Below are 24,667 nucleotides of genomic sequence, written 5' to 3'. Positions count from 1 at the left end.
AACGCGCCCCGTCGCGCGGTTATAATGTCGGCCTTCGCTATGGCTGCGGCCCTACAACGCTCGCCCGCGCCCTACGCGCGCCAGCGCTCGCGCCTACGCGTCCTCGCATCGCCCACACTCGACCTCGACCGACCATGACTGCCACTATCATCGACGGCAACGCCCTCTCCAAGAAACTGCGCGCCGACGTCGCCACGCGCGCCGCCGCCCTCACCGCCCGCGGCCACCAGCCGGGACTCGCCGTCGTGCTGGTCGGCGACAATCCGGCGAGCGAAGTCTACGTGCGCAACAAGATCAAGGCCTGCGAAGACAACGGCCTCCACTCGTCGTACGACCGCTACCCGGAGTCGCTTTCCGAAGCCGACCTGCTCAAGCGCATCGACGAGCTGAACCGCGACCCGAAAATCAACGGCATTCTCGTGCAACTGCCGCTGCCGAAGCACATCGACAGCCACAAGGTGATCGAGGCGATCGCGCCCGAAAAGGACGTGGACGGCTTTCACGTGGCCAACGCGGGCGCGCTCATGACGGGCCAGCCGCTCTTTCGCCCGTGCACGCCCTATGGCGTGATGAAGATGTTCGAGGAGTACAAGATTCCCCTCGAAGGCGCGAACGCCGTGGTGATCGGCCGCTCGAACATCGTCGGCAAGCCGATGGCGCTGCTGCTGCTCGAAAAGGGCGCGACGGTCACGATCTGCCACAGCAAGACGCGCGACCTCGCGAAGCACACGCGCGACGCCGACGTCGTGGTTGCCGCGGTCGGCAAGCGCAACGTGCTGACCGCCGACATGATCAAACCCGGCGCCACCGTGATCGACGTGGGCATGAACCGCGACGACAACGGCAAGCTTTGCGGCGACGTCGATTTCGCGGGTCTGAAGGAAGTGGCCGGTTTCATCACGCCGGTGCCGGGCGGCGTCGGCCCGATGACCATCACGATGCTGCTCGTGAACACGATCGAAGCGGCGGAGCGCGCCGCCGGCGTGTGAGCGCCCTGCGACCGCGCATCGCAGCATGACGTTCCCGAAGCGGCCCATCGCGGGCCGCTTTTCTTTTTTACAGCCTCGCCACGCGGGCCAGGATTGTGCCACCGCCCCCTGACATCTGTTAATTTGCTCGGATCACCCGGTTGGAAAGCGCGCCTGGCGCCCCAATAATCCGTGTATCGGGCGTACGCGAGCATGCCGCGCCCCGGTCCCCTCACCCGCGACAGACAGGAACAGGAAGCATCATGGCTACTACCCCCTCCGACAATCCGCTCCTCGATTTCACCGGCCTGCCGCGCTTTGGCGAAATTCGCCCCGAGCACGTCACGCCCGCGCTCGACGTGCTGCTCGCGAACGCCAAGGCCGCCGTGGAGCGCGCCGCGCAGCCCATGACGCCCGCGCAGTGGGACGACGTGGTCGAGCCGGTCGAGCGCGCGAGCGAGCCGCTCTCGCGCGCCTGGGGCGTGATCGGCCACCTGAACGCCGTTGCCGATACGCCGGAACTGCGCGCCGCCCACGGCGAGAACCTGCCGCGCGTGACCGAGTTCTGGTCGAGCGTCGGCCAGAATCTCGAACTCTTCAAGAAGTACAAGGCCATCACGAATCACAACTCGTTCGAGCTGCTCTCGGGCGAGCGCAAAAAGATTCTCGACAACGCGGTGCGCGATTTCCGCCTCTCCGGCGCGGAACTCCCCGAAGACCAGAAGCCGCGCTTTGCCGAACTCCAGGAGCGCCAGGCCGCGCTCGCCAAAGCCTTCTCCGACCACGTGCTCGACGCGACCAACGGCTACGCGTTCTACGCCGCGAGCGAAGCGGAACTCGCGGGCCTGCCCGAGGACGTGATCGCCGCCGCGCGCGAAGCCGCCGAACGCGAGAACAAGGAGGGCTGGAAGTTCACGCTGCACTTTCCCTCGTACTTTCCGGTGCTCCAGTATTCGGAAAATCGCGCGATGCGCGAAACGATGTACCGCGCCTATGTCACGCGCGCCTCGGAGCTCGGGCCGGTGTACGGCGCGGGCAAGGCCGAATGGGACAACACGGAAATCGTCGCCGAGCAGTTGAAGCTGCGCGCCGAGGAAGCGAAGATGCTCGGCTACAACAACTTCGCCGAAGTCTCGCTCACGCCGAAGATGGCCGAAACGCCGGCCCAGGTGATGAGCTTCCTCGAAGACCTCGCCACGCGTGCGCGCCCGCACGCCGAAAAGGACTGGGAAGAACTGCGCGAATTCGCCGCGAGCGAACTGGGCCTCACGCAGATCGAGCCGTGGGACATGGCGTTCGCCGCCGAGCGCCTGCGCCAGAAGCGCTACTCATTCTCGGAAAACGAGGTGAAGCAGTATTTCCCGGAAGACTTCGTGCTCCAAGGCCTCTTCAAGGTCACGGAAACGCTGTTCGGCGTGCGTATCCGCCCCGACAGCGCGCCGGTATGGAATCCCGATGTGCGCTTCTTCCGCGTCGAGAATGCGGACGGCACGCTCGTCGCACAGTTCTATCTCGATCTCTACGCACGTGAAGGCAAGCGCGGCGGCGCATGGATGGACGACGCGCGCTCGCGCCGCAAGCTCGAAGGCAACGGCGTGCAAACGCCCGTCGCCTACCTCACCTGCAACTTCTCCGCGCCCGTGGGCGGGCGCCCCGCCTGCTTCACGCACGACGAAGTCATCACGCTGTTCCACGAGTTCGGCCACGGCCTGCATCACATGCTCACGCGCGTGGACGAACTGGCGGTGTCGGGCATCAATGGCGTGGAGTGGGACGCGGTCGAACTGCCCTCGCAGTTCATGGAAAACTTCTGCTGGGAGTGGGACGTCGTGCGCGAGATGAGTTCGCATGTCGAAACCGCCAAGCCGCTGCCGCGCGAACTCTTCGACAAGATGCTCGCGGCGAAGAACTTCCAGAGCGGGCTCGGCACGCTGCGCCAGATCGTGTTTTCGATGTTCGACATGGCGCTGCACGTGGACTTCGACGCCTCGAAGGGCAAGACCGTGAACGACATCGCGCGCGAGATCAACGAGCGCTACCATGTCATTCCGCAAGCGCCGTTCTCGCGCTGGCCGAATACGTTCAGCCATATCTTCGCGGGCGGTTATGCGGCTGGCTACTACAGCTACAAGTGGGCCGAGGTGCTGTCCGCCGACGCTTACGCGGCATTCGAAGAGGCCGCGCAGGCCGCGAAGTCGAGCGTGCTCGACGAAGCAACCGGCACGCGCTACCGCAAGGAGATTCTCGAAGTGGGCGGCAGCCGCCCGGCGATGGAATCGTTCAAGGCCTTCCGCGGCCGCGAACCGAACATCGACGCGCTGCTGCGCCACAACGGCATGGAGCAGCCGCCTGCACAGCAATAAGCTGCCGATTCGCTGAGTCATCCGAAATAAAACCGCGCATGGGTATTCAACCCATGCGCGGTTTTTTATTGCGCCGTGTTGATGCGTCGCGCGCTTATCGATGCAGCTTGAAATCGACGCTCTGCGGCCGGCCTTCGAGCGCCAGCACCGCACGTTGCGCGGGCTGCCGGCTCACCACCCTGCCCCGGCTCACCACGGCGAGGCGCGCCGCACGCAGCCGGATTGCCTCGATCGGGTCGCGCGCGTCGAGCACCACCAGGTTCGCCGCGCAACCGGCCGCCACGCCGTAGCCTTCAAGGCCGAGGATGCTCGCGGCGTTCACCGTCACCGCATCGAAGCAAGCACGCGAAGCGTCGGTGCCGGTCATCTGTGCGACGTGCAGCCCCATGTGCGCGACTTCGAGCATGTCGCCCGAGCCGAAGCTGTACCACGGGTCCATCACGCAATCGTGGCCAAAGGCAACGCTCACCCCGGCCGCCATCAGTTCGGGCACACGCGTCATGCCGCGGCGCTTCGGATACGTGTCGGCGCGACCTTGCAGCGTGATATTGATGAGCGGATTCGCAATCGCGGCGACACCCGACTCGCGCATGAGCGGAATCAGCTTGCTCACGTAGTAGTTGTCCATCGAATGCATGGACGTGAGATGCGAGCCCGCCACGCGCCCCTGCAAGCCGAGCCGATGCGTTTGCGCCGCAAGCGTTTCGATGTGGCGCGAGAGCGGATCGTCGGACTCGTCGCAATGCATGTCCACGCGCAGCCCCTTTTCCGCCGCGAACTCGCAAAGCAGACGCACCGACTCCGCGCCGTCCGCCATCGTGCGCTCGAAGTGCGGAATGCCGCCCACCACGTCCACACCCAGCGCGATCGCGCGCTTGAGATTGTCGAATGCGCCGGCGCTGCGCAACACGCCATCCTGCGGAAACGCCACCAGTTGCAAGTCGAGATACGGCGCGACCCGGCGCTTCACTTCGAGCAGCGCCTCGACGGCGAGCAGGCGCTCGTCGCACACATCGACGTGCGAGCGGATTGCGAGCAGTCCGCGCGCGACGGCCCAGTCACAATATTGAAGCGCCCGCTCGACCAGCGCCTCCTGGGTAAGATGCGGCTTGAGTTCGCCCCACAGCGCGATGCCTTCGAGCAGCGTACCCGACGCGTTCACGCGCGGCAGCCCATAGGAGAGCGTGGCGTCCATGTGGAAGTGCGCATCGACGAACGGCGCGCTCACGAGCGCGCCCGCCGCATCGATCTCCTCGCGTGCCGTAGCCGCGAGATGCGGCTCGACGGCCGCGATGCGGCCTGCGTCCATGCCAATATCCACCGTCGGATGTCCGGCGGGATGCGCATGCGCGAGCACCGCGCGGCGAATGATCAGGTCCATCTGCGGCTCCTTGTTCCGGCGTCGTGGCGGGCTGCTTTCGTGTCGATTCTAGCGACGCCAGAAAGGCGCCGCCAGCCACGCGACGCACGCCGAAGCGCGCGCGGCACTTACACCCGCGCGCTGTGGCCGTCGTCCTCTTCGGGATCGTCGTCGAAAAGCGCGAACTGGCCGCGCAACGCCGGTTTCTCCTCTTCGAGCCGCACCCCGACGCCGAGCAGACGCACCGCCAGCTTGCGCCGCGCAAGTCCCTTTTCGAGCAGCAAGAGCAGCGTGCGCACATCGGCGGCATCGGCCACGCACTCGACGGTCGTGCGCTGAAAATCGGCGAAGCGGATCTTCACGAACAGCTTGCGCACGGCGTGCGTGCAACCCGCGCGCTCGATGCGCGCATCGAGCTGCACGGCCAGGCGCTTCAGCTCCTCGCTGCACGCTTCGAGGGTGCGCAGATCGTCCACATAGGTCGTCTCGACACTCACCGACTTGCGTTCCTGATCGGCGCGCACGGGCCGATCGTCCACGCCGCGCGCGAGTTCGTGAAGCCGCTTGCCGAACACGCCGAAGTGCCGGTGCAGATCGAACAGCGACCACGCGCGCAACTGCGCGCACGTGGTGAGCCCGAGGCTTTCGAGCTTCGCCGCCGTGACCTTGCCCACGCCATGAATCTTGCGCACGGGCAGCGCGGCGACGAAGGCATCGACCTCGTGCGGACGCACGACGAAAAGACCGTCGGGCTTGTTCCAGTCGGAGGCGACCTTGGCGATGAACTTGCTCGGCGCAACGCCCGCCGACACCGTCACCCCAACGCTCTCGCGCACGCGCGCGCGAATCTCCTCGGCGATCAGCGTGGCGCTGCCCTTGCAGCGCGAGGTGCGCGTCACGTCGAGATAGGCCTCGTCGAGCGAGAGCGGCTCGACCTCGGGCGTGTAGTCGCGATAGATCGCCATGATCTGGCGCGAGGCGGTGCGGTACTTCTCCATCGCGCTGGGCAGGATCAGCAGCTCGGGACACTTGCGCATGGCAAGGGCCGAGGACATCGCCGAATGAATGCCGAAGCGCCGCGCCTCATAGTTGCAGGTGGCGATCACGCCGCGCTGGTCGGGCCGTCCGCCCACCGCGAGCGCTCGCCCGCGCAACGAGGGGTCGTCGCGCATCTCTACCGACGCGTAGAAGCAATCGCAGTCGCAATGGATGATCTTGCGAGCAGCGGCGGCGAGTGCCGCGACGGAGCGCCCTGGATCGGGCGCAGCCGGCGGCGCGAGGTCGGAAGAAGGTGCGTTCACGGTTCCGATACTGTACAAAAACACAGTATCATTTTCAAGATAACTGTCCGTGCCCTTCATCTGTACCCGTACCGCTTCGGGCCGGCCAGACCGTCTCTGGACGGACGGCCGCGCGCGCCTATACTCGTGCGGACTGACCCGTCCATGAGAGTGAGAGGCAAATCGATGAAAACGATCGGCGTGATCGGGGGGATGAGCTGGGAATCGTCGGCCGAATACTACCGACTGCTGAACCGCCACGCGAAGGCGCGCCTGGGCGGCCATCACAACGCGCGCAGCCTGATGGTGACAGTGGACTTCGCGCGGGTCGAGGCGCTCCAGCGTGCGGGCGACTGGGATGCGCTCGGTGTGCAGATGGCCGAGGCCGCGCAACAACTCGACCGCGGCGGCGCGGATATCGTGCTGCTCGCGACGAACACCATGCATCGCGTGTGCGCCGCGATCGAGGCAACCATTTCCATCCCCTTCCTGCACATCGCGGACCCAACCGGCCAGGCGCTGCGCGCCGCCGGCGTCACGCGCGCGGGCCTGCTCGGCACGCGCTACACGATGGAGCAGGACTTCTACGTGGGACGATTGCGCGAGGCGCATGGCATCGAAGCCGTCGTGCCGAACGAGCCCGATCGCGCGGACGTGCATCGCATCATCTACGACGAGCTGTGCCACGGCAAAGTGGAGGCCGCATCGCGCCGCGTGTATCAGCGCGTGATCGAAGACCTCGCTGCACGCGGCGCGCAGGCGGTCATTCTGGGCTGCACGGAGATCACGCTGCTGATCGGCCAAAGCGATTCGCCCTTGCCCGTGTTCGACACCACCTCGTTACATGCGCAAGCGGCCGTGGATTGGGCCATTGATCACTAGGCAGGCGCCAGGCGCCCGCCCTGCGTTGCCTTGCGCTTAGCGATGGCGTTCGTTGTAGACGGCCGCCTCGCGCAGCTCGTCCTTCGCCTGCTGAAGCAATTGCAGCGCGCGCTCAGCGTGACCGCCGAACTGATCGTGATGATCCTTGCGCGCCGCTTCGATGTGCCCGCTGCTCTGATCGATCAGTTGCTGTGCGGTTTCGAGATTCGGGTACTGGGAAGGCGGCGCGGCAAACGCACTGGCGACGCAGCACAGGGCAAGACCCGCCGACGCGGCAATGATGGAAAGGCGCTTCATGTTTTGCTCCAGAGGAATCGGGATGCAGATGCATCCGCAGAGGTTGTCAGGCAATCACGGCCGCGCCGAGATGGCGACGCATGGGCCGTGCGCTGAACTAACGTCTCTCTATTCCGGCTGTTGACCTGGCTGACAGTCTTTGACGTTGCCGCTCATTACGAGATTGCGAATGGCGGGCGTTGAGCATGAGCGCGTGCTGAAGGCACACTTACTGAGATAAAGCGAAAAAGCGCGCGGAAAACAAAAAACCCGCCATTGGCGGGTTTATGGTCAGCGCATCTTTCACAACACGTGTGCGAAATCTGCTGCTGTGACTGACGGCGACTCTTGCTGCTTCCTTCAACTCGCAGACCGGAAAGAACACGATCAGGAGTATTGGTTGCGGGGGTAGGATTTGAACCTACGACCTTCGGGTTATGAGCCCGACGAGCTGCCAGACTGCTCCACCCCGCGTCCGTCAGAGAAAAGAATTATAGGGCCTCGGCGCGACTTCGTCAAACATCTTTTTCACGCGAATGAAATATTGCCTCCTGGCGCCTTCGCATCACCAACCATCGCAATGGAATTTAATTCGGATTGCCTGGTAAATAGACCTCACTGCGCTCGTCGTGCTCACTGCGCCGAAGATTCCACCAGCGGCCGCACCTCTTCCGCCCAGGCAAGCCACATCTCCTGCGTATGAATGCCCGCCTTGAGAATCGCATACTGCAACTGCTGCCCGCGCGTGAGCGATGTCGCGCCGAAGTCGCGTTGCTCGATCTCACGATAAAGCGCGAGCCGCACGTGGTTCTCGTCCATGAGCCGGCGCAATTCATCCGCGAGACCGAGCGGCCCGATCACCGCGTCGGCGCGCAGCTTGAGCAGGAATACGTTGCGCGAGTCGGGACCGAGGGCCGTCTCGCGCGCCCAGCGCGCCACCTCTTCCCGCCCCACCGGCAACACGCAGTACACCTTCTTGCGCGTGGCCGCGGCTGTCTCGTCCTCCACGACCGACACCCACCCCGACTCGACCATACGGCCCAGCTCGCGATAAATCTGCTGATGCGTGGCGTGCCAGAAGTAACCGATCGCGCGATCGAAGCGGCGCGCCAGGTCGTAACCCGACGAAGGCTTTTCCAGCAAGGCGATGAGGATGGCGTGCGGCGTCGACATGCGGCGATTCTAAACCACGCCTCAGACCATACCGGCGCTGTTGCGGATCGAATTTTTCCACTATGCAACTAGTTGCATAGAGACAGGAGCTTTGCTATGTTTTGTCCTGCCGGCCGGTGCGTGAAGGCAAATCCACCCTGCACCGGCGCCACGAACAACGCGTCGGCGGCCGCATCCGGCCGCCGTCCCAGTCAAGGAGATATGGATGTCCCTGCCCGCCGTGCTGCGCCGCGGCCTGTCGATTCCGGTCGTCGGCTCGCCGCTCTTCATCATTTCGAATCCCGATCTCGTGATCGCCCAGTGCAAGGCGGGCGTCGTGGGTTCGTTCCCCGCGCTGAACGCGCGGCCCGAACCCGTGCTGGGCGAATGGCTGGACCGCATCACCACCGAACTCGCCGAGTACAACGCGAAGCACCCGGACGCCCCCGCCGCGCCGTTCGCCGTGAACCAGATCGTGCACAAGTCGAATGACCGCCTGGAGCACGACCTGGGCGTATGTGCTGAATACAAGGTGCCGATCGTCATCACGTCGCTCGGCGCGCGCGAAGAGGTCAACCATGCCATTCACGCATGGGGCGGCATCGTGCTGCACGACGTGATCAACAACAAGTTCGCGAAAAAGGCCGTCGAAAAAGGCGCGGACGGCCTGATCGCCGTGGCCGCCGGCGCGGGCGGCCACGCGGGCACGCTCTCGCCGTTCGCGCTCATCCACGAGATTCGCGAGTGGTTCGACGGCCCGCTGCTGCTCTCGGGCGCGATCGGCAACGGCAACGCGATCCTCGCGGCGCAGGCGGCCGGCGCGGACCTCGCCTACATCGGCTCGGCGTTCATCGCCACGCAGGAGGCGAACGCCGTGGACGCGTACAAGCAGATGATCGTCAACAGCGATGCGGGCGATATCGTCTATTCGAATCTCTTCACGGGCGTGCACGGCAACTACCTGCGCGAGAGCATCGTGCAAAGCGGCCTCGATCCGGAGGCACTGCCGGAGTCGGACCCTTCGAAGATGAATTTCGGCTCGACGCGCGTGAAGCCGTGGAAGGACATCTGGGGCTCGGGCCAGGGCATTGGCGCCGTGAAGAGCGTCGTGCCGGCGGCCGAACTGATCGCGCGCCTGAAGCGCGAGTACGAAGCGGCGCGCGTGCGCCTGGGCGTCGCCGCCGTGCGCGAAGCCGAGGAGCAAGCCGCGCTCTGATGCGCGGCGCGAGGCGGGTGCGAAGATGCCGCGCCCGCCCGAGACCATTACGGGGCGCGACGCGTCATGCGCGCGCCTTCACGCGCGCGATTTCTTCTTCGACGTCGCGCAACTGGTCCTTCCCGAAGTACATCTCGTCGCCAACGAAGAAGGTCGGCGATCCGAACGCGCCGCGCTCGAACGCCGCCTGCGTGTTCGCAAGCAGCGCGGCTTTCACGTCGCCGTCCTGTATCGCCGCCTCGAACGCCGCCGCGTCGAGGCCGTCCGCATCGAGCGCCGCGCGAATCACAAGGGGGTCGTCCATCTTGAGTCCCTCTTCCCACATGTGCGCGAACATGCGGTCGACGTAGTGCTCGAACGTGCCGTTGCGCTGCGCCGCAACGGCGCCGCGCATGATCTGCAACGTATTCACCGGGAAGTGCGGATTGTGGCGATAGGCCGTGAGCCCATGCCGCTCGATGAAACGCCGCATCTCCACCATCATGTACTTCTGCTTGTTCGCGATGCCCGCGAACGCCTCGCCGGGCGAGCGATTGCCGCTCAGCTTGAAGAGGCCGCCCAGCAGCACGGGCACATAGTCGAAACGCACCTGCTGGCGCGCTTCGATGCCCGCGATCACCTTGTGGCTCAGGTAAGCGTTAGGACTGCCAAAGTCGAACAGGAACTGCACCTTCACGTCGCTCATCGTCTCCCCTCCATGCGGGTATGGCGGCCGCTCGCGGGCCGCATATTGCGTTCGCGGCGCGCCTCACTCGCCCGGTCCGCGCTGCCCGAGGCAGCGCTCGACCTGGCGCACCGTCTCCACCAGTTGCGCGCGCACCGTGTTTTCCATGTGCTCGCGCGGGAAATCCTGCGCGGCGCCGGCCACGCTGATCGTCATCATCGGCAATCCGCGGCCGGGGTTGAACGGCATGGCGATGCCATGGACCTCGCGCACCCAGTCGCCGAGCGACTGCGTGCAGCCGGTCAGCGCGTGCTCGCTCACCGCGGCCTCGATGCCGCGCCGCATCTTCGGCCATGCCGCTTCGTCGAGCGCGCGCAGGCGCTCCATGAGCTCCGCCCGCGCCCCTGCCTCGCTGCCGGCCAGACAGGCGCGCCCCGCCGCCGACGTGCCGAGCGGAATGCGCGAGCCCGTGCCGAGACTCAGCGTCACGATCGCATCGCTACGGCAACACTCGAAATAGAGCATCGAAAGGCCGTCGCGCGTGGCGAGCGCGACCACGCCGCCGGTCGCGTGCGCGAGCGATTGCATGAGCGGCCGCGCGACTTCACGCACATCGAGATTCACGAGCATGGCGCTGCCAAGGCCGATGGTCGCCGTGCCAAGCCGGTACTGGCCGGTCTCGGGCACGAGATGCAGATAGCCGAGCTTCGTGAGCGTATAGGCGAGCCGCGTGACGGTCGAACGCGGCAGCGCGCAGCGCGTCGCGATTTCGTGATTCGAGAGAAAGCTGTCGCCGCTGCGAAAACAGGCCAGCACCTCCAGGCCGCGCGCGAGCGCCGTCACGAAGTGGCGGTCGCCGCCCTCTTGCCCGCCGCTTTGGGTGTCTTCGGTAAGTGTCGCGGCATCCAGATCCGCCTCGCCAGGTTCGCTGCTGGTCACGCTCGTGTCGTCCGGTTGTTCCGATATGCGGTTCAATATACCGGCATGCGGCGCGCGCATCAATTGACGTTTTCCTCGATTTCTCCAGTAAACCTTTGACTTGTCGAGCACGGCCTAAGATACTCGAAACCGATATGCAGTTCTTCATTCCGCATTGCAGTCAAATAATCAGGAGGCAAGCACCATGACGACAAAGAAAGCCGTGCTGGTGATCGGCGCGGGCGACGCCACGGGCGGTGCGATTGCGCGCCGTTTCGCGCGCGAGGGCTACATAGCCTGCGTGACGCGCCGCCACGCCGACAAGCTCGCGCCGCTGGTCGCGCAGATCGAGGCCGAAGGCGGCGAGGCGTACGCCTTCGGCTCGGACGCACGCAACGAAGAGGACATGATCGCCCTGTTCGCGGACATCGAGGCGCGCATTGCGCCGATCGAAGTGGCGATCTTCAACATCGGCGCGAATGTGCGCTTCGGCATTACCGAAACGACGGCGCGCGTCTATCACAAGGTCTGGGAGATGGCCTGCTTCGCCGGCTTCCTGATGGGCCGCGAAGCCGCGAAAGTGATGCTGCCGCGCGAGCGCGGCTCGATCTTCTTCACCGGCGCGACCGCGAGCGTGCGCGGGCGGGCGGGCTTCGCGGCATTCGCGGGCGCGAAACACGCGTTGCGCGCGCTTGCGCAGTCGATGGCGCGCGAACTCGGCCCGCAAGGCGTCCACGTCGCGCAGATCATCGTCGACGGCGCGATCGACACCGAATTCATCCGCGAGAATTTTCCCGAGCGCTACAAGCTCAAGGAACGCGACGGCATCCTGAACCCGGAGCACATCGCCGACGCCTACTGGACGCTGCACCAGCAGCCGCGCGACGCCTGGACGCACGAACTCGATCTGAGGCCATGGCTGGAGGAATGGTGAGGCCGCTGCCGCGGGCTGCGCGAAGCAGGCGATAATGGCGCGTCGCGCGCGCGTCGCACTGGCGATGCGCGCTTTACCGCCTTGCGTCGCAGCGCCCGGCGCGCCGCCACCCTATCGAGCCTCACATGAAAATCGCCACCTGGAACGTCAACTCCCTCAAGGTCCGTCTACAGCACGTCATCGACTGGCTCAACGAGAGCAAGACCGACGTGCTCTGCCTCCAGGAGCTGAAGCTCACCGACGACAAATTCCCGCGCGCCGATCTCGAAGCGCACGGCTATCGCAGCTGGTTCGCGGGCCAGAAGACCTATAACGGCGTGGGCATCCTCGTGCGCGAGGGGCTTTTCGTCGACGAAGCGACGGTCGTGCGCAACATTCCCGGCTTTGAAGATCCGCAGCAGCGCGTGATCGCCACGACGATTGGCGACGTGCGCGTGGTGAGCGCGTATTTTCCCAACGGCCAGGCGCCGGGCACCGAGAAGTTCGCGTACAAGCTGCAATGGCTCGACGCCATGCACGACTGGCTCGCGCAGGAGATGCAGCGCTACCCGAAGCTCGCGCTGCTCGGCGACTACAACATCGCCCCCGAAGACCGCGACGTGCACGACCCGAAGGCCTGGGAAGGCCAGAACCTGGTCTCGCCCGAGGAACGCGCGCAGTTCCAGCGCCTGATCGAGCTCGGTTTCGTCGATTCGTTCCGCCAGTTCGAGCAGCCGGAGAAGATCTTCACGTGGTGGGACTATCGCATGTTCGCGTTTCGCCGCAACGCGGGCCTGCGCATCGACCACATTCTGCTCTCGCCCGCGCTTGCGCAGCACCTCACCGCGTGTGAAGTGGACAAGGTGCCGCGCAAGTGGGAACAGCCGTCCGATCACACGCCGGTGATCGCCACGCTCGATATCGGCGGCTGAGTCCCCGCCTTACCAGTTCCCGCCGAGCGTGGTCCACAGGAAGCGATAGACGAGCGCGTCGTACTGCGCGCGCTCGAGCGAATCGCTGCCGGGACCATGTCCGCCTTCAGTGTTCTCCAGGTACCAGACGTTCGCGTGCCCCTGCTGCTGCATGCGCGCGACCATCTTGCGCGCGTGCGACGGGTGCACGCGGTCGTCGCTCGTCGAAGTCGTGAAAAGCGAGGACGGGTACACGACGCCGGGCTTCACGCGGTGGTACGGCGAGTACGCGGCGAGCGCGCGCGCTTCTTCGGCATCCTCAGGATCGCCGTATTCGTCGATCCATGACGCGCCCGCATGCAGCAGCGGATAGCGCTGCATGTCGAGCAACGGCACTTCGCACACCACGGCGCCGAACAGTTCGGGACGCTGCACCATGCACGCGCCCACCAGCAGCCCGCCGTTGCTGCCGCCCTTGATGCCGAGCTGCGCGGCGCTCGTATAGCCGTCGGCGATCAACTGTTCGGCCACGGCGATGAAGTCGTCGAACGAGCGTTGCCGGTGTTCGCGCTGCGCCTCCACGTGCCACGCGGTGCCATACTCGCCGCCGCCGCGAATGTGCGCGATCGCCACCACGCCGCCCTGCTCCAACCAGCCGATGCCCGAGCCCACGAGATATTGCGGCGTGAGCGCGATTGCGAAGCCGCCGTAGCCTGTGAGCAGACACGGCGACGCCTTGCGCGACTCGCCTTCGAGCGCGGCTTTCGGGCCGATCACCGTGAACGGCACGCTCGTGCCGTCCGCCGATTTCGCATGCGAGCGGATCACCGTGAGCGGCCCGGAGTCGAACTGCGTGGGCCAGCGGTCGAGCAATTCCCACTGCTGGAGATCGGCCTGCGCGAGATCGGCGAGGCAGTATTCGGGGGGCAGCAGATAATCGTCCACGTCGACGAACACCTCGTCGTTGAGCGTGTCCTCAATGGGCGACACATCCACCTGCGAACTCGCGCGCGACGGGAACACGCGCGACTCCCAGCGCCATGCGCCATCGGCCTGCTGCGGTTGCCAGAGCATGGTGCGGCTCTGCACGTCATCGAGCCAGGAGACGATCAAGACGTTTTGCGTATTGGTCCAGTCGCAGGCGGAAGTCACCGGCGTGGGCGCGAACAGCGTCGTGAACGTGCGATCGCCTGCGAGGAAGGCGTCTTCGCGGATCGCGAGCAGCGCGCCGCCCTTGTACGTGGCGCCTGAAATCGTCCAGTCGAGGCGCGGCTCCAGCAGCAGCCAACCGTGCCACGCGCCCACCGCGACGTGCGTGGGCACGTCGTAGAGCTGCCAGTCGCCGTGCTCATCCAGACGATAGGAACAGGAGTCGAAGAAGTCGACGCTGCGCACCACGTCGTGGCGCTTCTCGACCGGGTCGTAGTCGCCTTCCACGCTGATGTCGTCGAACTCGCCGCTGAACACCACGGGCGCGTCGGCAAGCGCCGTGCCGCGCGTCCAGCGGCGCACCTCGCGCGGATACCCCGAGCGTGTGAGCATCCTCTTCCCGATCTTGCCGCCGGCGTCCCAACCCAGGTACACCGTATCGCGGTCGATCCACGAAATGATGTGCTTGCCTTCTTTGGCGATGGCGAAGCCGCCATCGACGAACTCGCGCCGCACGATGTCGAATTCGCGCACGATGACCGCGTCGGAGCCGCCATCGGAAAGCTGGATCAGCGCGCGGTCGCCGTCCGGGTAGAGGATGTCGATGCCCGCGCAAACCCACGACATGCCCTCTTTCGCGCCGAGCGCGTCGAAGTCGATGAGCGTTTGCCACTGCGGCTTGTGCGCACGCCAGTCGGCCCAGAGCGCGCGGCGCCACAGGCCCTTGGGATTGTCCTCGTCCTCCCAGAGGTCGTAGGCCCACTCCTGCCAGCGGCTCGGGATCACGGGCCGCTCGCGCGGCAAATAGGCCTGCGCGAGGCGCTTCTCCAGCGCCTCGAAGCGCGCGCCGCCATGCCACGCGGCGCGCGTGCGCGCATTCTGCGACTCGACCCAAGCCATGACAGCGGGGTCGTCGAGCGATTCGAGGGAAAGGAAGGGATCGGCCTCGGCGGGCCAGGGGGAAGTCACGGGCATGATCGGTCGTCGACAGGAAAACAGCGTCGATTATGCCCTGTGTGCGCGTCGGCGCACTGCGCACCGGGCCGGCTCGCCTTGCGCGAAGCCAGCCCGGCGCCTCATTGGCTCATGCATCCGGCCAATGCAGGCTCATTCCAGATTGAGTTCCTGGATCTTGCGCGTGATGGTGTTGCGGCCGATGCCGAGGCGCTCGGCCGCCTCCACCTTGCGCCCGCGCGTGAAGTCGAGCGCCTCGCGTATCACCGCGGCTTCGAAGCGACGCGAAAGCTCGTCCATCACGTCCGCGCTGTTTTCGCGCAGCAGGCGTGCGACTTCCGTGCGCAAACCGCTCTCCCACACGCTCAGCGGAGAGATGGCGGCGCCGTTGGCCGCGCTGGCGCCAGGTGTCGCGAACACCACGCCGCCCAGCGCACCAGGCAAGCCCGCGCCGGGAGCCGCGCCGGCAATCGGCAATGCGGCCGCCGCGCCGTTGGTCGCCGCGCCCGCCGCCGCATCGGCAACGCTCACCCCTTCGGCGAGCGCCGCAGCCGCGCCCGGCGCGCCGTGCGCCGGCACGAGATCGGGCGGCAAGTCCTTGATCTCGATGGTCTGCGCGGGCGCCATCACCGTGAGCCAGTTCGCGAGATTCTCGAGCTGGCGCACGTTGCCCTGAAACGGCAGCGCCGACATATACGCGAGCGCTTCGTCCGACACGCGCTTGGGCTCCACGCCCAGTTCGCGCGCGCTCTTCTGGAGGAAGTGGCGCGTGAGCAGCGGAATGTCCTCGCTGCGCTCGCGCAACGCGGGCAAGCGCAGCCGGATCACATTGAGCCGGTGATACAAGTCCTCGCGGAACAGCCCCTGGCGCACACGCGTTTCGAGGTTCTGGTGCGTGGCGGCAATCACGCGCACGTTGGCACGCAGCGGATTGTGTCCGCCCACGCGGTAGAACTGCCCGTCCGAGAGCACGCGCAAGAGGCGCGTTTGCAGGTCGAACGGCATGTCGCCGATTTCGTCGAGGAACAGCGTGCCGTTCTCGGCCTGTTCGAAGCGGCCCTGGCGCATGGCCTGCGCGCCCGTGAACGCGCCTCGCTCATGGCCGAACAGTTCGGACTCCAGAAGATCCTTCGGAATGGCCGCAGTGTTCAGCGCGATGAACGGACCGTTCGCGCGTGGGCTATGTCGGTGCAAGGCGCGCGCGACAAGCTCCTTTCCGGTGCCCGACTCGCCCGTGATGAGCACGGTGGCGGCCGAATGCGAAAGCCGTCCGATGGCGCGGAACATGTCCTGCATGGCGGGCGCCTGGCCGAGCATTTCCGGCGCTTCGGCGGGACGTTCGTCCCACTGCTGCTCACCGCGCATGCTTTCGTCCACGGCGCGGCGAATCAGCTCGACAGCCTTGTCCACGTCGAAGGGCTTGGCGAGATACTCGAACGCGCCGCCCTGAAATGCGGCCACTGCGCTATCGAGGTCCGAGAACGCCGTCATGATGATGACGGGCAAGCCCGGCACGCGCTCGCGCACGGTCTGCAACAGCTCGAGGCCCGAGCCGCCCGGCATGCGGATGTCGGAGACGAGCACCTGCGGGCTGTCGTGATCGAGCGCGCTCGCGGCTTCGCGCACATTCGAGAAGCTGCGGGTGGCGAAGTTCTCGCGGGCCAGGGCCTTTTCAAGCACCCAGCGTATCGATTGGTCGTCGTCTACTATCCAGATCGGCTTCATAAGGTCGGTCAGAAGTCCTGGTGGCGTGCGGTATCGGTCAGTCTAAAAACAGCTTCGGTTATCGGCTCAGTTATCAAGCGGCAACAGAATCTGAAACTCGGTGTGGCCTGGCCGGCTATCCACTTCGATCAGTCCGTCGTGCTGCTGCACGAACGTCTGCGCGAGCGTGAGGCCGAGACCGCTGCCATCCTCGCGTCCGGAGACGAGCGGATAGAAGATGCGGTCACGGATCTCCTCGGGAATGCCGGGGCCGTTGTCAGTGATATGCAAGTCCAATGCCAGCTTGCACAAGCGCTTTGAAATCGTCACCTTGCGCGCAATGCGCGTGCGCAACTCAATGCGCGCGTCGCCCTGCGAAATGCGCTCGCGCAGCGCCTGCGCCGCGTTGCGCACGATATTGAGCAGTGCCTGGATCAGTTGCTCCTTGTCGCCGCGCAGGTCGGGCACGCTCACGTCGTAGTCGCGCTCGATCGTGAGGCCGCGCGGGAACTCCGCGAGGATCACGGCGCGCACGCGCTCGCACACTTCGTGAATGTTCACGTCGCCGACGATGTGTGGATGACGGTGCGGTTCCAGCAGCCGGTCGACCAGCGTTTGCAGGCGGTCCGACTCCTTGATGACCACCTGCGTGTACTCGCGCAACTCGTCGCGCTCCAGCGCGCCAAGCTCGAATTCGAGCAGTTGCGCCGCGCCCCGAATACCGCCGAGCGGATTCTTGATCTCGTGCGCGAGATTGCGGATCAGATGCTTGTTCACGGCCGTGAGGTCGTGAATGCGCTCCTCGCGGTCGCTGCGCAAGTGCCGCTCGTTCTCGAAGAGTTCGAGCAGCACATAGTCGGGCGCGCTTTCGAGAAAGCCGACGATCGCATGCACGTTGAGCGGTTCGCGGCCGGGGCGCTCCAGCGACGCGTCGAGGCGTGTCGCGTGAAAGCGATGCTCGGCGATCGACGCAATCGTGGTGAGCAGTTCGTCCGCGTTCGAGAAGAGATCGGACCACGCCATCTGCGCGAGCTGACGGCGCGAAAGATCGAGCATCGCCTCGGCCGAAGGGTTCGCGAACGCCACGCGCAGCGTGCGCTTGTCGAGCACGAGCACGACGGTCGGCAGCGCCTCGAAGCCGGGCAGCAGCCCGGAGTCGACGAGCGGCGCATCGTCGGAGAGCGGCTCCGCGTGGCCCTTTCTTGCCTTGATCAGATTCTTGAGCACCATGTTTCAGGCCGGCGGCCATGCGGCGCGCCAGCAACGGTCCGGGTCGTGAAGAACGGTGGCGCCGCCTCGGCACGTCTGGCGGCCCAACGAAAAAGGGACGGCACCGCCGTCCCTTCGAGACTGATCGCAAGCGTCGTGCTGCGAGTCGAACAAACTGAACCGGCGCTTCGCTTGAATACAGCCCGGCGAAGCGCCATCGCCAGTTACAGCGAGTAGTACAGTTCGAACTCGACCGGGTGCGTGGTCATACGCACGCGTTGCAGCTCGCCTTCCTTCAGTGCGAGGTAGGCGTCGATCATGCCGTCGGTGAACACGCCACCGCGCGTCAGGAACTCGCGATCCTTGTCGAGTGCTTCCAGAGCCTGGTCGAGGCCGGCGCAAACGGTCGGGATCTTTGCATCCTCTTCCGGCGGCAGGTCGTACAGGTTCTTGTCGGCGGCTTCGCCCGGATGGATCTTGTTCTGCACGCCGTCCAGACCTGCCATCATCAGTGCCGAGAAGCACAGGTACGGGTTGGCCATCGGGTCCGGGAAGCGCGTTTCGATACGGCGGCCCTTCGGGTTCGACACGTGCGGAATACGGATCGATGCCGAACGGTTGCGTGCCGAGTAAGCCAGCTTGACCGGTGCTTCGAAGTGCGGAACCAGACGCTTGTACGAGTTCGTCGACGGGTTCGTGATGGCGTTCAGCGCGCGAGCGTGCTTGATGATGCCGCCGATGTAGAACAGCGCGAATTCCGACAGACCTGCGTAGCCGTTGCCTGCGAACAGGTTCTGGCCGTCCTTCCAGATCGACTGGTGAACGTGCATGCCCGAACCGTTGTCGCCAACGATCGGCTTCGGCATGAACGTAGCCGTCTTGCCATACGTGTGCGCCACGTTATGGATGATGTACTTCATCTGCTGCGTCCAGTCCGCGCGCTGAACCAGCGTCGAGAACTTGGTGCCGATTTCGTTCTGGCCCTGGCCAGCGACTTCGTGGTGGTGCACTTCGACCGGGATGCCGATCTGTTCGAGCAACAGGCACATTTCCGAACGGATGTCCTGGAACGTGTCGACCGGAGCGACCGGGAAGTAGCCGCCCTTGACGCCCGGACGGTGACCCGTGTTGCCGCCTTCGATTTCACGTGCCGACGACCACGGTGCTTCGTCCGAACCGATCTTCACGAACGAACCCGACATGTCCGTGTTCCACTGGACCGAGTCGAAAATGAAGAATTCCGGTTCCGGACCGAAGAAGGCCGTGTCGCCCAGGCCCGTGCTCTTCAGGTACGCTTCAGCGCGCTTTGCCAGCGAGCGCGGATCGCGCTCATAGCCCTTGCCGTCAGCCGGTTCGACCACGTCGCAGGTCAGCACCAGCGTGGACTCTTCGTAGAACGGGTCGATGAAGGCCGTGTTCGCGTCCGGGACGAGCAGCATGTCCGAGGCTTCGATGCCCTTCCAGCCGGCGATCGACGAACCGTCAAACGCATGGCCCGACTCGAACTTGTCTTCGTCGAAATGCGACAACGGAACCGAGACGTGTTGCTCCTTGCCGCGCGTGTCCGTGAAGCGGAAGTCGACAAACTTGACGTCTTCGTCCTTGACGAGCTGCATGACGTCGGCCACGGATTTACTCATAACCTATTCTCCTGATTAACGATTTCGGCGAACGCTGCCGCCGTCCCAATCTTGTTGATCCTCGCCGGCCGCCTCCTTCCTGGGTCCGTCCTGCTAACCCCGGCTGGCCGGCTGCGAATCGATCGCGACGTATAAAGCAGCTTCCATGCCATGCATGCGCCAAGCTGGCGCAAAACCCTTTCGCGACACGCACTTGCAAACAAAAATCGTGCGTCGCGCCTTTATGGAGCCGCCAGTCTGGCGACTCATCGGCACCAAATTCGTGCAATCCCGAATTTGGCGCGCGAATCTTTATCCATTATGGTGCAAATCATCAGATATGCACCAACTCAATGCATCCCATCCATGACGCTGCCAGCCGCCCGGCGGGTGCGACCCGGACCGCCCTTCCCGCTGCGTCCCCGCGCGCTAGAATAACTTTTTGGTCCAACGCGAAACAGGAGATCCGTTGTCATGAGTACGCTCGAACAGTTGTACGCCCAGGCCGAGAAGCGCCGCGTCGAGAATCAACTGCCCTACGCGGGCGCGGTGTCCCCCGCCGAGGCATTCGAGCTTCTACAGCTCGACCCGCGCGCGCGGCTCGTCGACGTACGCACGCGAGCGGAACTCGACTGGGTGGGCCGCCCCGTGATCGGCGACGGCCAGTATGCCCACGTCGAATGGACTCGCTACCCCGGCGGCGTGCCCAACGCCGAATTCCTCACCCAACTCAAGAGCGCCGTGGAAGCCGACGCGCCCGTGCTGTTCCTGTGCCGCAGCGCCGCGCGCTCCAAGCTCGCCGCCATCGAAGCCGCGAAGGCCGGCTTCACGAAAGCCTATGACCTGCTCGAAGGCTTCGAGGGCGACAAGGACGGTCAGGGCCACCGCAAGACCGTCACCGGCTGGTGCTTCCGCGGCCTGCCGTGGATCGGCGCGTAACGCTCACCCATCCTGCCGCAGGCGGCCGGCGCCAGCCCGACGGGCCACTCTGAGCGCCGCATGTGACACGCCGATGATGCGCCGCCCGGCCCTGCGCGGCGCACGCGCCGCGCGCTGAATCAGAAACCGGCGCGCGGCCCGCTGCGGCGCTCGCGATCGGGCGTTCCTTCGCCCACCGCAGCCGGCTCCACCACGTCGCCGCCCAGTTCGTGCACGCCTTCGCGCAGCTTCACGAAGGCGGCCGCCACGGCCTCGGGCTCGCCCTTCACGCCCAGATCGATATGGCGGCGCGCATAAATGCCGCCGCGCTCCGTGTCGCCCACGCTCGGCAGGCTGAACACGCGCACGCCCGGGAAGTCGCGCTCAATGCGCTCCATGAGCGGCGTGAGCGTCGACTCCGGCAGCTCGAACACGAGCAGCGACTTTTCGGCGTGCGGCGTCTGGTGATGCAGATGCGCGTACTTCGTGTCGAGCACCCACTCGATCATCGGCCAGGCCATCACCGGAAAACCGGGCACGAAATGGTGGTCGCGAATCGAAAAACCCGGAATCTTGTTGTAGCCATTCGGGATGATCTCGCAACCCTGCGGGAAGGTGCCCATCTGGAACCGGTGCTGATTCTCGGGCGACTGATAGTTCACGGGTTCCGCGCCCGTGTGCATATCGCGAATGCGCTCGCGGATCGCCGCCTCGGCGTCGGGATGCAGCGCGAGCGGCACGCCCAGCGCCGCGGCCGCGCACTGGCGCGTGTGGTCGTCCGGCGTCGCGCCGATGCCGCCCGTGGAAAACACGATATCGCCCGACGCGAACGAGCGGCGCAGCGTTTCGGTGATGCGTGCGGGGTCGTCGCCCACGTACTGGGCCCACTCGAGCGACAGACCGCGCGCGCCGAGCAATTCGATGACCTTCGGCAGATGCTTGTCGGTGCGGCGTCCCGAGAGGATCTCGTCGCCGATGATGATGACGCCAAATGCCATGTGTCGCCTCGCTGTTTGATCTTGGTAGTGGAAACGTTAGTGCACGATGGTCACGTCGCTCGACGCCTGCTGCACCTCCTGCGCGCGCATGCGCTGGAGCGCGCGCAGGCAGTAGTGGCCGAACCAGAGCGCCGTAAACACCAGAATGAATGCGTAGATCCAGATCGTCACCGCCGCCAGCACCGGGAAGAACAGGAGCAGCCACGCGGAAACGGCCCAGATCGCCGTGGGCAGCGAGCCGAGCAGCCCGCTCACCACGCCAATGACCAGGAGCGGCAGACGGTGGCTGCGCACCAGCGCGCGCCGCTCCTCCACGCTGGCGTGCAGCGCGAGCGCGTCGTAGGTCATCACGCGGTAGGTCAGCCAGCCCCACAGCAGCGGCGGGATGAGCGCGAAGAACGGCGGAATGAGCCACAGCGGCAGCGTCACGATCATCACGATCAGGCAGACAACGGTCGTGACGAGCGAATAGAACAGGCTACCGTACCAGCTCCCGCCGCGCCGCGTGTCGAGCATCGCGTACTGGCGCTTCGACAGATGGCGGATCACGCGCGGCATCGAAATCGCGACGATCAGCAGGAGCACCGTGATGACGATGAGCGGAATCGTCAGGATGATGACGAGAAATGGCGCAATCGTCGCCCGCAGCCAGCCGAAGCCGAGTGCATCGAACAGGTGGTACAGGTAGGCCGTCGATGACCAGTTCGCGAGCGCGCCGCGCATGAGGTCGAGCAGCGGCTGCCAGAACACGTAGAGCACGGCGCCCCACGCCGCCGCCGCCAGGAGAAACGGCACGAACGTGAGAAGCAGCATGGCGGGATGGAACACGCTCGAGAGCGCGCGGCCAAACGAGCGCAACAGGTCATTCATGCGAGCGGAATACGGCGAAAGGACGGGTGGAGAACACGGTGTCGGCGAAAAATCGGTGCGACCAAGCCGACAGCATAAACCACCGCGCGCAAGGCGGGTAAGACGGGACAGCGGGTGAATGAAGGTGATTCGCGCGGGTGAAAGGTGCAGGAAAGCGGGCCGGTTCGCGGGCGCGATTCAACGGCCCGATTCAACGCCCCGATGCCGCGGCCCGGCACCTGCGCTCAGGAAACGGTGGCGTCGTCCCGCGCCTCGCGCCGCGCGGCGCTTGCGGCCCGTGGGGCGCGCGAGCGCAGGCGCCGCCCGATGCGGGCGAACGCGTAGCCCTGCTGCGCCCAGAAGCCTTCACCGTAGCGCACGCCTTCGAGCTGGTCGCGAACGCCGGTGGGCTCGATCTCGCGATTGAACGACGCGCTGCCGAACATCATGTCCCACCAGGGGAACAGCACGCCGAAGTTGCAGCCATACGTGGTGCCTTCGTGGCCGTAGCCGATGGCGTGATGGCGGCGGTGAAAACGCGGGCTCACGAGAAGCCGCTCGCCGAGCCAGCCGAAATGCACGCGGATATTGGCGTGCTGCACGCTCTGCATGAAATTCGTGAGCGCGACGAGCACGACGAACTGCGCGGGCGGCACGCCGATGACGAGCGCGACGACGGCGAACATGCACGACTGGCCCAGCACGTCGAGCAGATGGTTGCGGTCATCGCACCAGAGCGACATCTTGCGCTGGCTGTGATGCACCGCGTGCAACTCCCACCACACGCCGTAGCGGTGCGAAAGCCGGTGGTACCAGTAGCTGCAAAAATCGAGCACCACGAGATAGATCGCGAAAGCCACGAGCGGCTCGGTCGTCACGCCGGGCCAGAGATTGTCGAGGTCCACGGTCTTCACGCCCATCAGGCGCAGCGTGCTTTGCGCGTGATCGAAGAACGGCTGCATCGTGAAGAAGAACAGCAGGTTCAGGATGCCGAGGCGCGTGACCCACGTATAGAGCGCATCGACGCCCACGCCCTTGCGGTCGCGCCACTTTTCCGCGGGCGCGAGCGCTTCGAGCGGACGCAGCAGCGCGTACATCAGCCCCACTTCGAGCACGCCGATGATCACCCAGTACAGCGCGTCGTAGGTGTCCTCGTCCACGTCCATCATGCCGGCGTGAAAGAGCAAGGGCTGGATTGCGTTCACGTAGAGGAGCGTCTGTAGCCAAGACACCAGGTCGTCCGCGCACGAGACCACCGAGTGCCCCGCGTGCGCGAGGAAGGCCAGCACAGACGCCACCATATCCACGCTATCGCCCTCCCGCGTTACGCCCCGTTCGGCGCCGTGACGGGCGCGCGGTCGTAGAAGTAGATGCCGTGCGGCGAGCGGCCCACGGCGATCGTCTTGATGAGCTTCTTCGTCTGCATGTCGATGAGGCCGATATGCTTCGCGAAGCGGAACGTGACCCACAGGTAGCGCTTGTCGGCCGAGAGTTCCATGTCATCGGGTCCGGGCATCAGACCGTTGATTTCGCCAGTTTTCTCGAGCGTCTCTTCGTCGATGATGCTGATGACGTTCGCCACCCGGCTCGACACCAGCACGTGGCGGCCGTCGACGAGCGAGCGGAAGTTGTGCGCGGCCTTGCCGACCTGGATCGTCTTGACGATCTTCTGGTTGCGCCAGTCCACCACGGCCACGTAATCGGCGCCCGTCATGCCCACGAGCAGGTACTTGTCGCCGGGCGTGAGCCACAGGCCGGCCGGCGCCGGACCGACCTTCATTTTCCAGAGCACCTTTTGCGTGGGCAGATCGACCGCCGCGATTTCGCCCGAGACCTGCAAGGAAACGAACACGGTGCGGCTGTCGTTGGTGAACGCAAGGTGGCTCGGCATGGCCGAAAGCGGCAGGCGTTTGGCCAGCGTGACGTTGCTGCCGCCGCCGTACTGGTAGATGTCGAGGCGGTCGAGGCGCAGGCCGGTCGTCACGAACCACTTGCGGTCGGGCGAGAAGCCGAGCTGGTACGGGTCTTCGACGTTCTCGACCCAGCGCTGCGGCTTGCCGGTTTTCGGATCGACGAACAGCAGGTTGTTCGACACCGAGTTCGCGACGATCAGCGAGCTGTTGTCCGGCGTGGGAAAGAGGTGATGCGGCTCCTTGCCCGTGGGCACGGTGCCGACGACCTGGTGCGTCTTGTCGTCGATGAGGCTCAGCGTGGCTTCGCCCGAATTGAGGACAATGATGTTGTTCGCGTGCGCGGCCGTGGAGGCGAGCGCGGCGAAGGCGAGCGCGAAGCCAGCGGCTTGGCTGGCAACGCGACGAAGCGTGTTCTTGTTAGGCATGAAGAATCGTTCCCGGGCAGATTCGT

At 65.4% G+C, this 24,667-nt stretch carries 21 protein-coding genes and 1 tRNA gene; 7 read left to right on the top strand and 15 right to left on the bottom strand.

The annotated features are described in order from the left end of the window. Positions 1–134 precede the first annotated feature (134 nt). Together folD and C7402_RS37925 are read left to right on the top strand one after the other, a co-directional pair. Positions 135–989 (top strand): bifunctional methylenetetrahydrofolate dehydrogenase/methenyltetrahydrofolate cyclohydrolase FolD, encoded by an 855-nt coding sequence (gene folD, locus C7402_RS37930; protein ID WP_116614196.1) that lies wholly within the window; start codon positions 135–137, stop codon positions 987–989. A 242-nt stretch (positions 990–1,231) separates the two neighbouring features. Then, positions 1,232–3,331, top strand: a complete 2,100-nt coding sequence (locus C7402_RS37925) for a M3 family metallopeptidase (protein ID WP_116614195.1) — start codon at positions 1,232–1,234, stop codon at positions 3,329–3,331. 94 nt (positions 3,332–3,425) lie between these two features. Here C7402_RS37925 and C7402_RS37920 read toward each other — a convergent pair whose 3' ends face one another. Further along, positions 3,426–4,712 (bottom strand): amidohydrolase family protein, encoded by a 1,287-nt coding sequence (locus C7402_RS37920; RefSeq protein ID WP_116614194.1) that lies wholly within the window; start codon positions 4,710–4,712, stop codon positions 3,426–3,428. A 107-nt stretch (positions 4,713–4,819) separates the two neighbouring features. Beyond that, positions 4,820–6,016 (bottom strand): DNA polymerase IV, encoded by a 1,197-nt coding sequence (gene dinB / locus C7402_RS37915; RefSeq protein ID WP_244315030.1) that lies wholly within the window; start codon positions 6,014–6,016, stop codon positions 4,820–4,822. Between the two features lie 141 nt (positions 6,017–6,157). Between dinB and C7402_RS37910 the strand changes: the two genes are divergently transcribed. Then, positions 6,158–6,853, top strand: coding sequence for an aspartate/glutamate racemase family protein (locus C7402_RS37910; RefSeq protein WP_116614192.1), 696 nt, complete (start codon positions 6,158–6,160; stop codon positions 6,851–6,853). Between the two features lie 36 nt (positions 6,854–6,889). Here the strand turns inward: C7402_RS37910 and C7402_RS37905 are convergent, their stop codons facing one another. The 3 genes from C7402_RS37905 to C7402_RS37895 form a co-directional block, all read right to left on the bottom strand. After that, complete coding sequence (locus tag C7402_RS37905; RefSeq protein ID WP_112176801.1) at positions 6,890–7,150, bottom strand: hypothetical protein; 261 nt, start codon at positions 7,148–7,150, stop codon at positions 6,890–6,892. 376 nt (positions 7,151–7,526) lie between these two features. Next, positions 7,527–7,603, bottom strand: a tRNA-Met gene (locus tag C7402_RS37900). Positions 7,604–7,762: 159 nt separating this feature from the next. After that, positions 7,763–8,302, bottom strand: coding sequence for a PadR family transcriptional regulator (locus C7402_RS37895; RefSeq protein WP_116614191.1), 540 nt, complete (start codon positions 8,300–8,302; stop codon positions 7,763–7,765). A 205-nt stretch (positions 8,303–8,507) separates the two neighbouring features. Between C7402_RS37895 and C7402_RS37890 the strand changes: the two genes are divergently transcribed. Further along, entirely contained in the window at positions 8,508–9,497 is a 990-nt protein-coding gene (locus tag C7402_RS37890; protein WP_116614190.1) for an NAD(P)H-dependent flavin oxidoreductase, read from the top strand. A 64-nt stretch (positions 9,498–9,561) separates the two neighbouring features. On the opposite strand, the gene C7402_RS37885 is transcribed toward C7402_RS37890, so the two are convergent. After that, positions 9,562–10,182: a 2-hydroxychromene-2-carboxylate isomerase gene (locus C7402_RS37885; protein WP_116614189.1), complete on the bottom strand. Its 621-nt coding sequence runs from the start codon at positions 10,180–10,182 to the stop codon at positions 9,562–9,564. Between the two features lie 63 nt (positions 10,183–10,245). Beyond that, on the bottom strand, positions 10,246–11,100 hold the full coding sequence (locus tag C7402_RS37880) for an IclR family transcriptional regulator (protein ID WP_244315029.1): 855 nt from the start codon (positions 11,098–11,100) through the stop codon (positions 10,246–10,248). A gap of 184 nt (positions 11,101–11,284) precedes the next feature. Between C7402_RS37880 and C7402_RS37875 the strand changes: the two genes are divergently transcribed. Then, positions 11,285–12,013: an SDR family oxidoreductase gene (locus C7402_RS37875; RefSeq protein WP_116614187.1), complete on the top strand. Its 729-nt coding sequence runs from the start codon at positions 11,285–11,287 to the stop codon at positions 12,011–12,013. Positions 12,014–12,138: 125 nt separating this feature from the next. Beyond that, a complete protein-coding gene (gene xth / locus C7402_RS37870; RefSeq protein WP_116614186.1) occupies positions 12,139–12,924 on the top strand; it encodes an exodeoxyribonuclease III in 786 nt (261 codons plus the stop codon). A 9-nt stretch (positions 12,925–12,933) separates the two neighbouring features. On the opposite strand, the gene C7402_RS37865 is transcribed toward xth, so the two are convergent. The 4 genes from C7402_RS37865 to glnA form a co-directional block, all read right to left on the bottom strand. Continuing rightward, positions 12,934–15,027, bottom strand: coding sequence for a prolyl oligopeptidase family serine peptidase (locus tag C7402_RS37865; protein ID WP_116614185.1), 2,094 nt, complete (start codon positions 15,025–15,027; stop codon positions 12,934–12,936). Positions 15,028–15,159: 132 nt separating this feature from the next. Next, positions 15,160–16,731: a nitrogen regulation protein NR(I) gene (ntrC, locus tag C7402_RS37860; protein WP_116614184.1), complete on the bottom strand. Its 1,572-nt coding sequence runs from the start codon at positions 16,729–16,731 to the stop codon at positions 15,160–15,162. Positions 16,732–16,797: 66 nt separating this feature from the next. Then, on the bottom strand, positions 16,798–17,940 hold the full coding sequence (gene glnL / locus C7402_RS37855) for a nitrogen regulation protein NR(II) (RefSeq protein WP_112176792.1): 1,143 nt from the start codon (positions 17,938–17,940) through the stop codon (positions 16,798–16,800). A gap of 203 nt (positions 17,941–18,143) precedes the next feature. Next, positions 18,144–19,559, bottom strand: a complete 1,416-nt coding sequence (gene glnA, locus C7402_RS37850; RefSeq protein WP_112176791.1) for a type I glutamate--ammonia ligase — start codon at positions 19,557–19,559, stop codon at positions 18,144–18,146. 453 nt (positions 19,560–20,012) lie between these two features. Between glnA and C7402_RS37845 the strand changes: the two genes are divergently transcribed. Next, complete coding sequence (locus tag C7402_RS37845) at positions 20,013–20,477, top strand: rhodanese-like domain-containing protein (RefSeq protein ID WP_112176790.1); 465 nt, start codon at positions 20,013–20,015, stop codon at positions 20,475–20,477. Between the two features lie 119 nt (positions 20,478–20,596). On the opposite strand, the gene C7402_RS37840 is transcribed toward C7402_RS37845, so the two are convergent. The 4 genes from C7402_RS37840 to C7402_RS37825 all read right to left on the bottom strand — a co-directional run bounded on the left by C7402_RS37840 (position 20,597) and on the right by C7402_RS37825 (position 24,641). After that, positions 20,597–21,454, bottom strand: a complete 858-nt coding sequence (locus C7402_RS37840; RefSeq protein ID WP_116614183.1) for a competence/damage-inducible protein A — start codon at positions 21,452–21,454, stop codon at positions 20,597–20,599. 36 nt (positions 21,455–21,490) lie between these two features. Next, entirely contained in the window at positions 21,491–22,324 is an 834-nt protein-coding gene (locus C7402_RS37835) for an EI24 domain-containing protein (RefSeq protein ID WP_112176788.1), read from the bottom strand. A gap of 224 nt (positions 22,325–22,548) precedes the next feature. Beyond that, positions 22,549–23,604: a sterol desaturase family protein gene (locus C7402_RS37830; protein WP_116614182.1), complete on the bottom strand. Its 1,056-nt coding sequence runs from the start codon at positions 23,602–23,604 to the stop codon at positions 22,549–22,551. Positions 23,605–23,627: 23 nt separating this feature from the next. Further along, entirely contained in the window at positions 23,628–24,641 is a 1,014-nt protein-coding gene (locus C7402_RS37825; RefSeq protein ID WP_116614181.1) for a YVTN family beta-propeller repeat protein, read from the bottom strand. Positions 24,642–24,667: the final 26 nt, after the last annotated feature.

It is taken from the genome of Paraburkholderia unamae (assembly GCF_003096875.1).
Classification (GTDB): domain Bacteria; phylum Pseudomonadota; class Gammaproteobacteria; order Burkholderiales; family Burkholderiaceae; genus Paraburkholderia; species Paraburkholderia unamae.
Note: the sequence above shows the minus strand (reverse complement) of the source record. Positions and strands in the feature narration are given on the sequence as shown.

What these genes read in the sequence shown, in the direction of transcription:
- folD (WP_116614196.1), top strand. Translation starts at nt 135, where the DNA reads ATGACTGCCACTATCATCGACGGCAACGCCCTCTCCAAGAAACTGCGC.
- C7402_RS37925 (WP_116614195.1), top strand. Translation starts at nt 1,232, where the DNA reads ATGGCTACTACCCCCTCCGACAATCCGCTCCTCGATTTCACCGGCCTG.
- C7402_RS37920 (WP_116614194.1), bottom strand. Translation starts at nt 4,712, where the DNA reads ATGGACCTGATCATTCGCCGCGCGGTGCTCGCGCATGCGCATCCCGCC.
- C7402_RS37910 (WP_116614192.1), top strand. Translation starts at nt 6,158, where the DNA reads ATGAAAACGATCGGCGTGATCGGGGGGATGAGCTGGGAATCGTCGGCC.
- C7402_RS37905 (WP_112176801.1), bottom strand. Translation starts at nt 7,150, where the DNA reads ATGAAGCGCCTTTCCATCATTGCCGCGTCGGCGGGTCTTGCCCTGTGC.
- C7402_RS37895 (WP_116614191.1), bottom strand. Translation starts at nt 8,302, where the DNA reads ATGTCGACGCCGCACGCCATCCTCATCGCCTTGCTGGAAAAGCCTTCG.
- C7402_RS37890 (WP_116614190.1), top strand. Translation starts at nt 8,508, where the DNA reads ATGTCCCTGCCCGCCGTGCTGCGCCGCGGCCTGTCGATTCCGGTCGTC.
- C7402_RS37885 (WP_116614189.1), bottom strand. Translation starts at nt 10,182, where the DNA reads ATGAGCGACGTGAAGGTGCAGTTCCTGTTCGACTTTGGCAGTCCTAAC.
- C7402_RS37875 (WP_116614187.1), top strand. Translation starts at nt 11,285, where the DNA reads ATGACGACAAAGAAAGCCGTGCTGGTGATCGGCGCGGGCGACGCCACG.
- xth (WP_116614186.1), top strand. Translation starts at nt 12,139, where the DNA reads ATGAAAATCGCCACCTGGAACGTCAACTCCCTCAAGGTCCGTCTACAG.
- C7402_RS37865 (WP_116614185.1), bottom strand. Translation starts at nt 15,027, where the DNA reads ATGCCCGTGACTTCCCCCTGGCCCGCCGAGGCCGATCCCTTCCTTTCC.
- ntrC (WP_116614184.1), bottom strand. Translation starts at nt 16,731, where the DNA reads ATGAAGCCGATCTGGATAGTAGACGACGACCAATCGATACGCTGGGTG.
- glnL (WP_112176792.1), bottom strand. Translation starts at nt 17,940, where the DNA reads ATGGTGCTCAAGAATCTGATCAAGGCAAGAAAGGGCCACGCGGAGCCG.
- glnA (WP_112176791.1), bottom strand. Translation starts at nt 19,559, where the DNA reads ATGAGTAAATCCGTGGCCGACGTCATGCAGCTCGTCAAGGACGAAGAC.
- C7402_RS37845 (WP_112176790.1), top strand. Translation starts at nt 20,013, where the DNA reads ATGAGTACGCTCGAACAGTTGTACGCCCAGGCCGAGAAGCGCCGCGTC.
- C7402_RS37840 (WP_116614183.1), bottom strand. Translation starts at nt 21,454, where the DNA reads ATGGCATTTGGCGTCATCATCATCGGCGACGAGATCCTCTCGGGACGC.
- C7402_RS37835 (WP_112176788.1), bottom strand. Translation starts at nt 22,324, where the DNA reads ATGAATGACCTGTTGCGCTCGTTTGGCCGCGCGCTCTCGAGCGTGTTC.
- C7402_RS37830 (WP_116614182.1), bottom strand. Translation starts at nt 23,604, where the DNA reads ATGGTGGCGTCTGTGCTGGCCTTCCTCGCGCACGCGGGGCACTCGGTG.
- C7402_RS37825 (WP_116614181.1), bottom strand. Translation starts at nt 24,641, where the DNA reads ATGCCTAACAAGAACACGCTTCGTCGCGTTGCCAGCCAAGCCGCTGGC.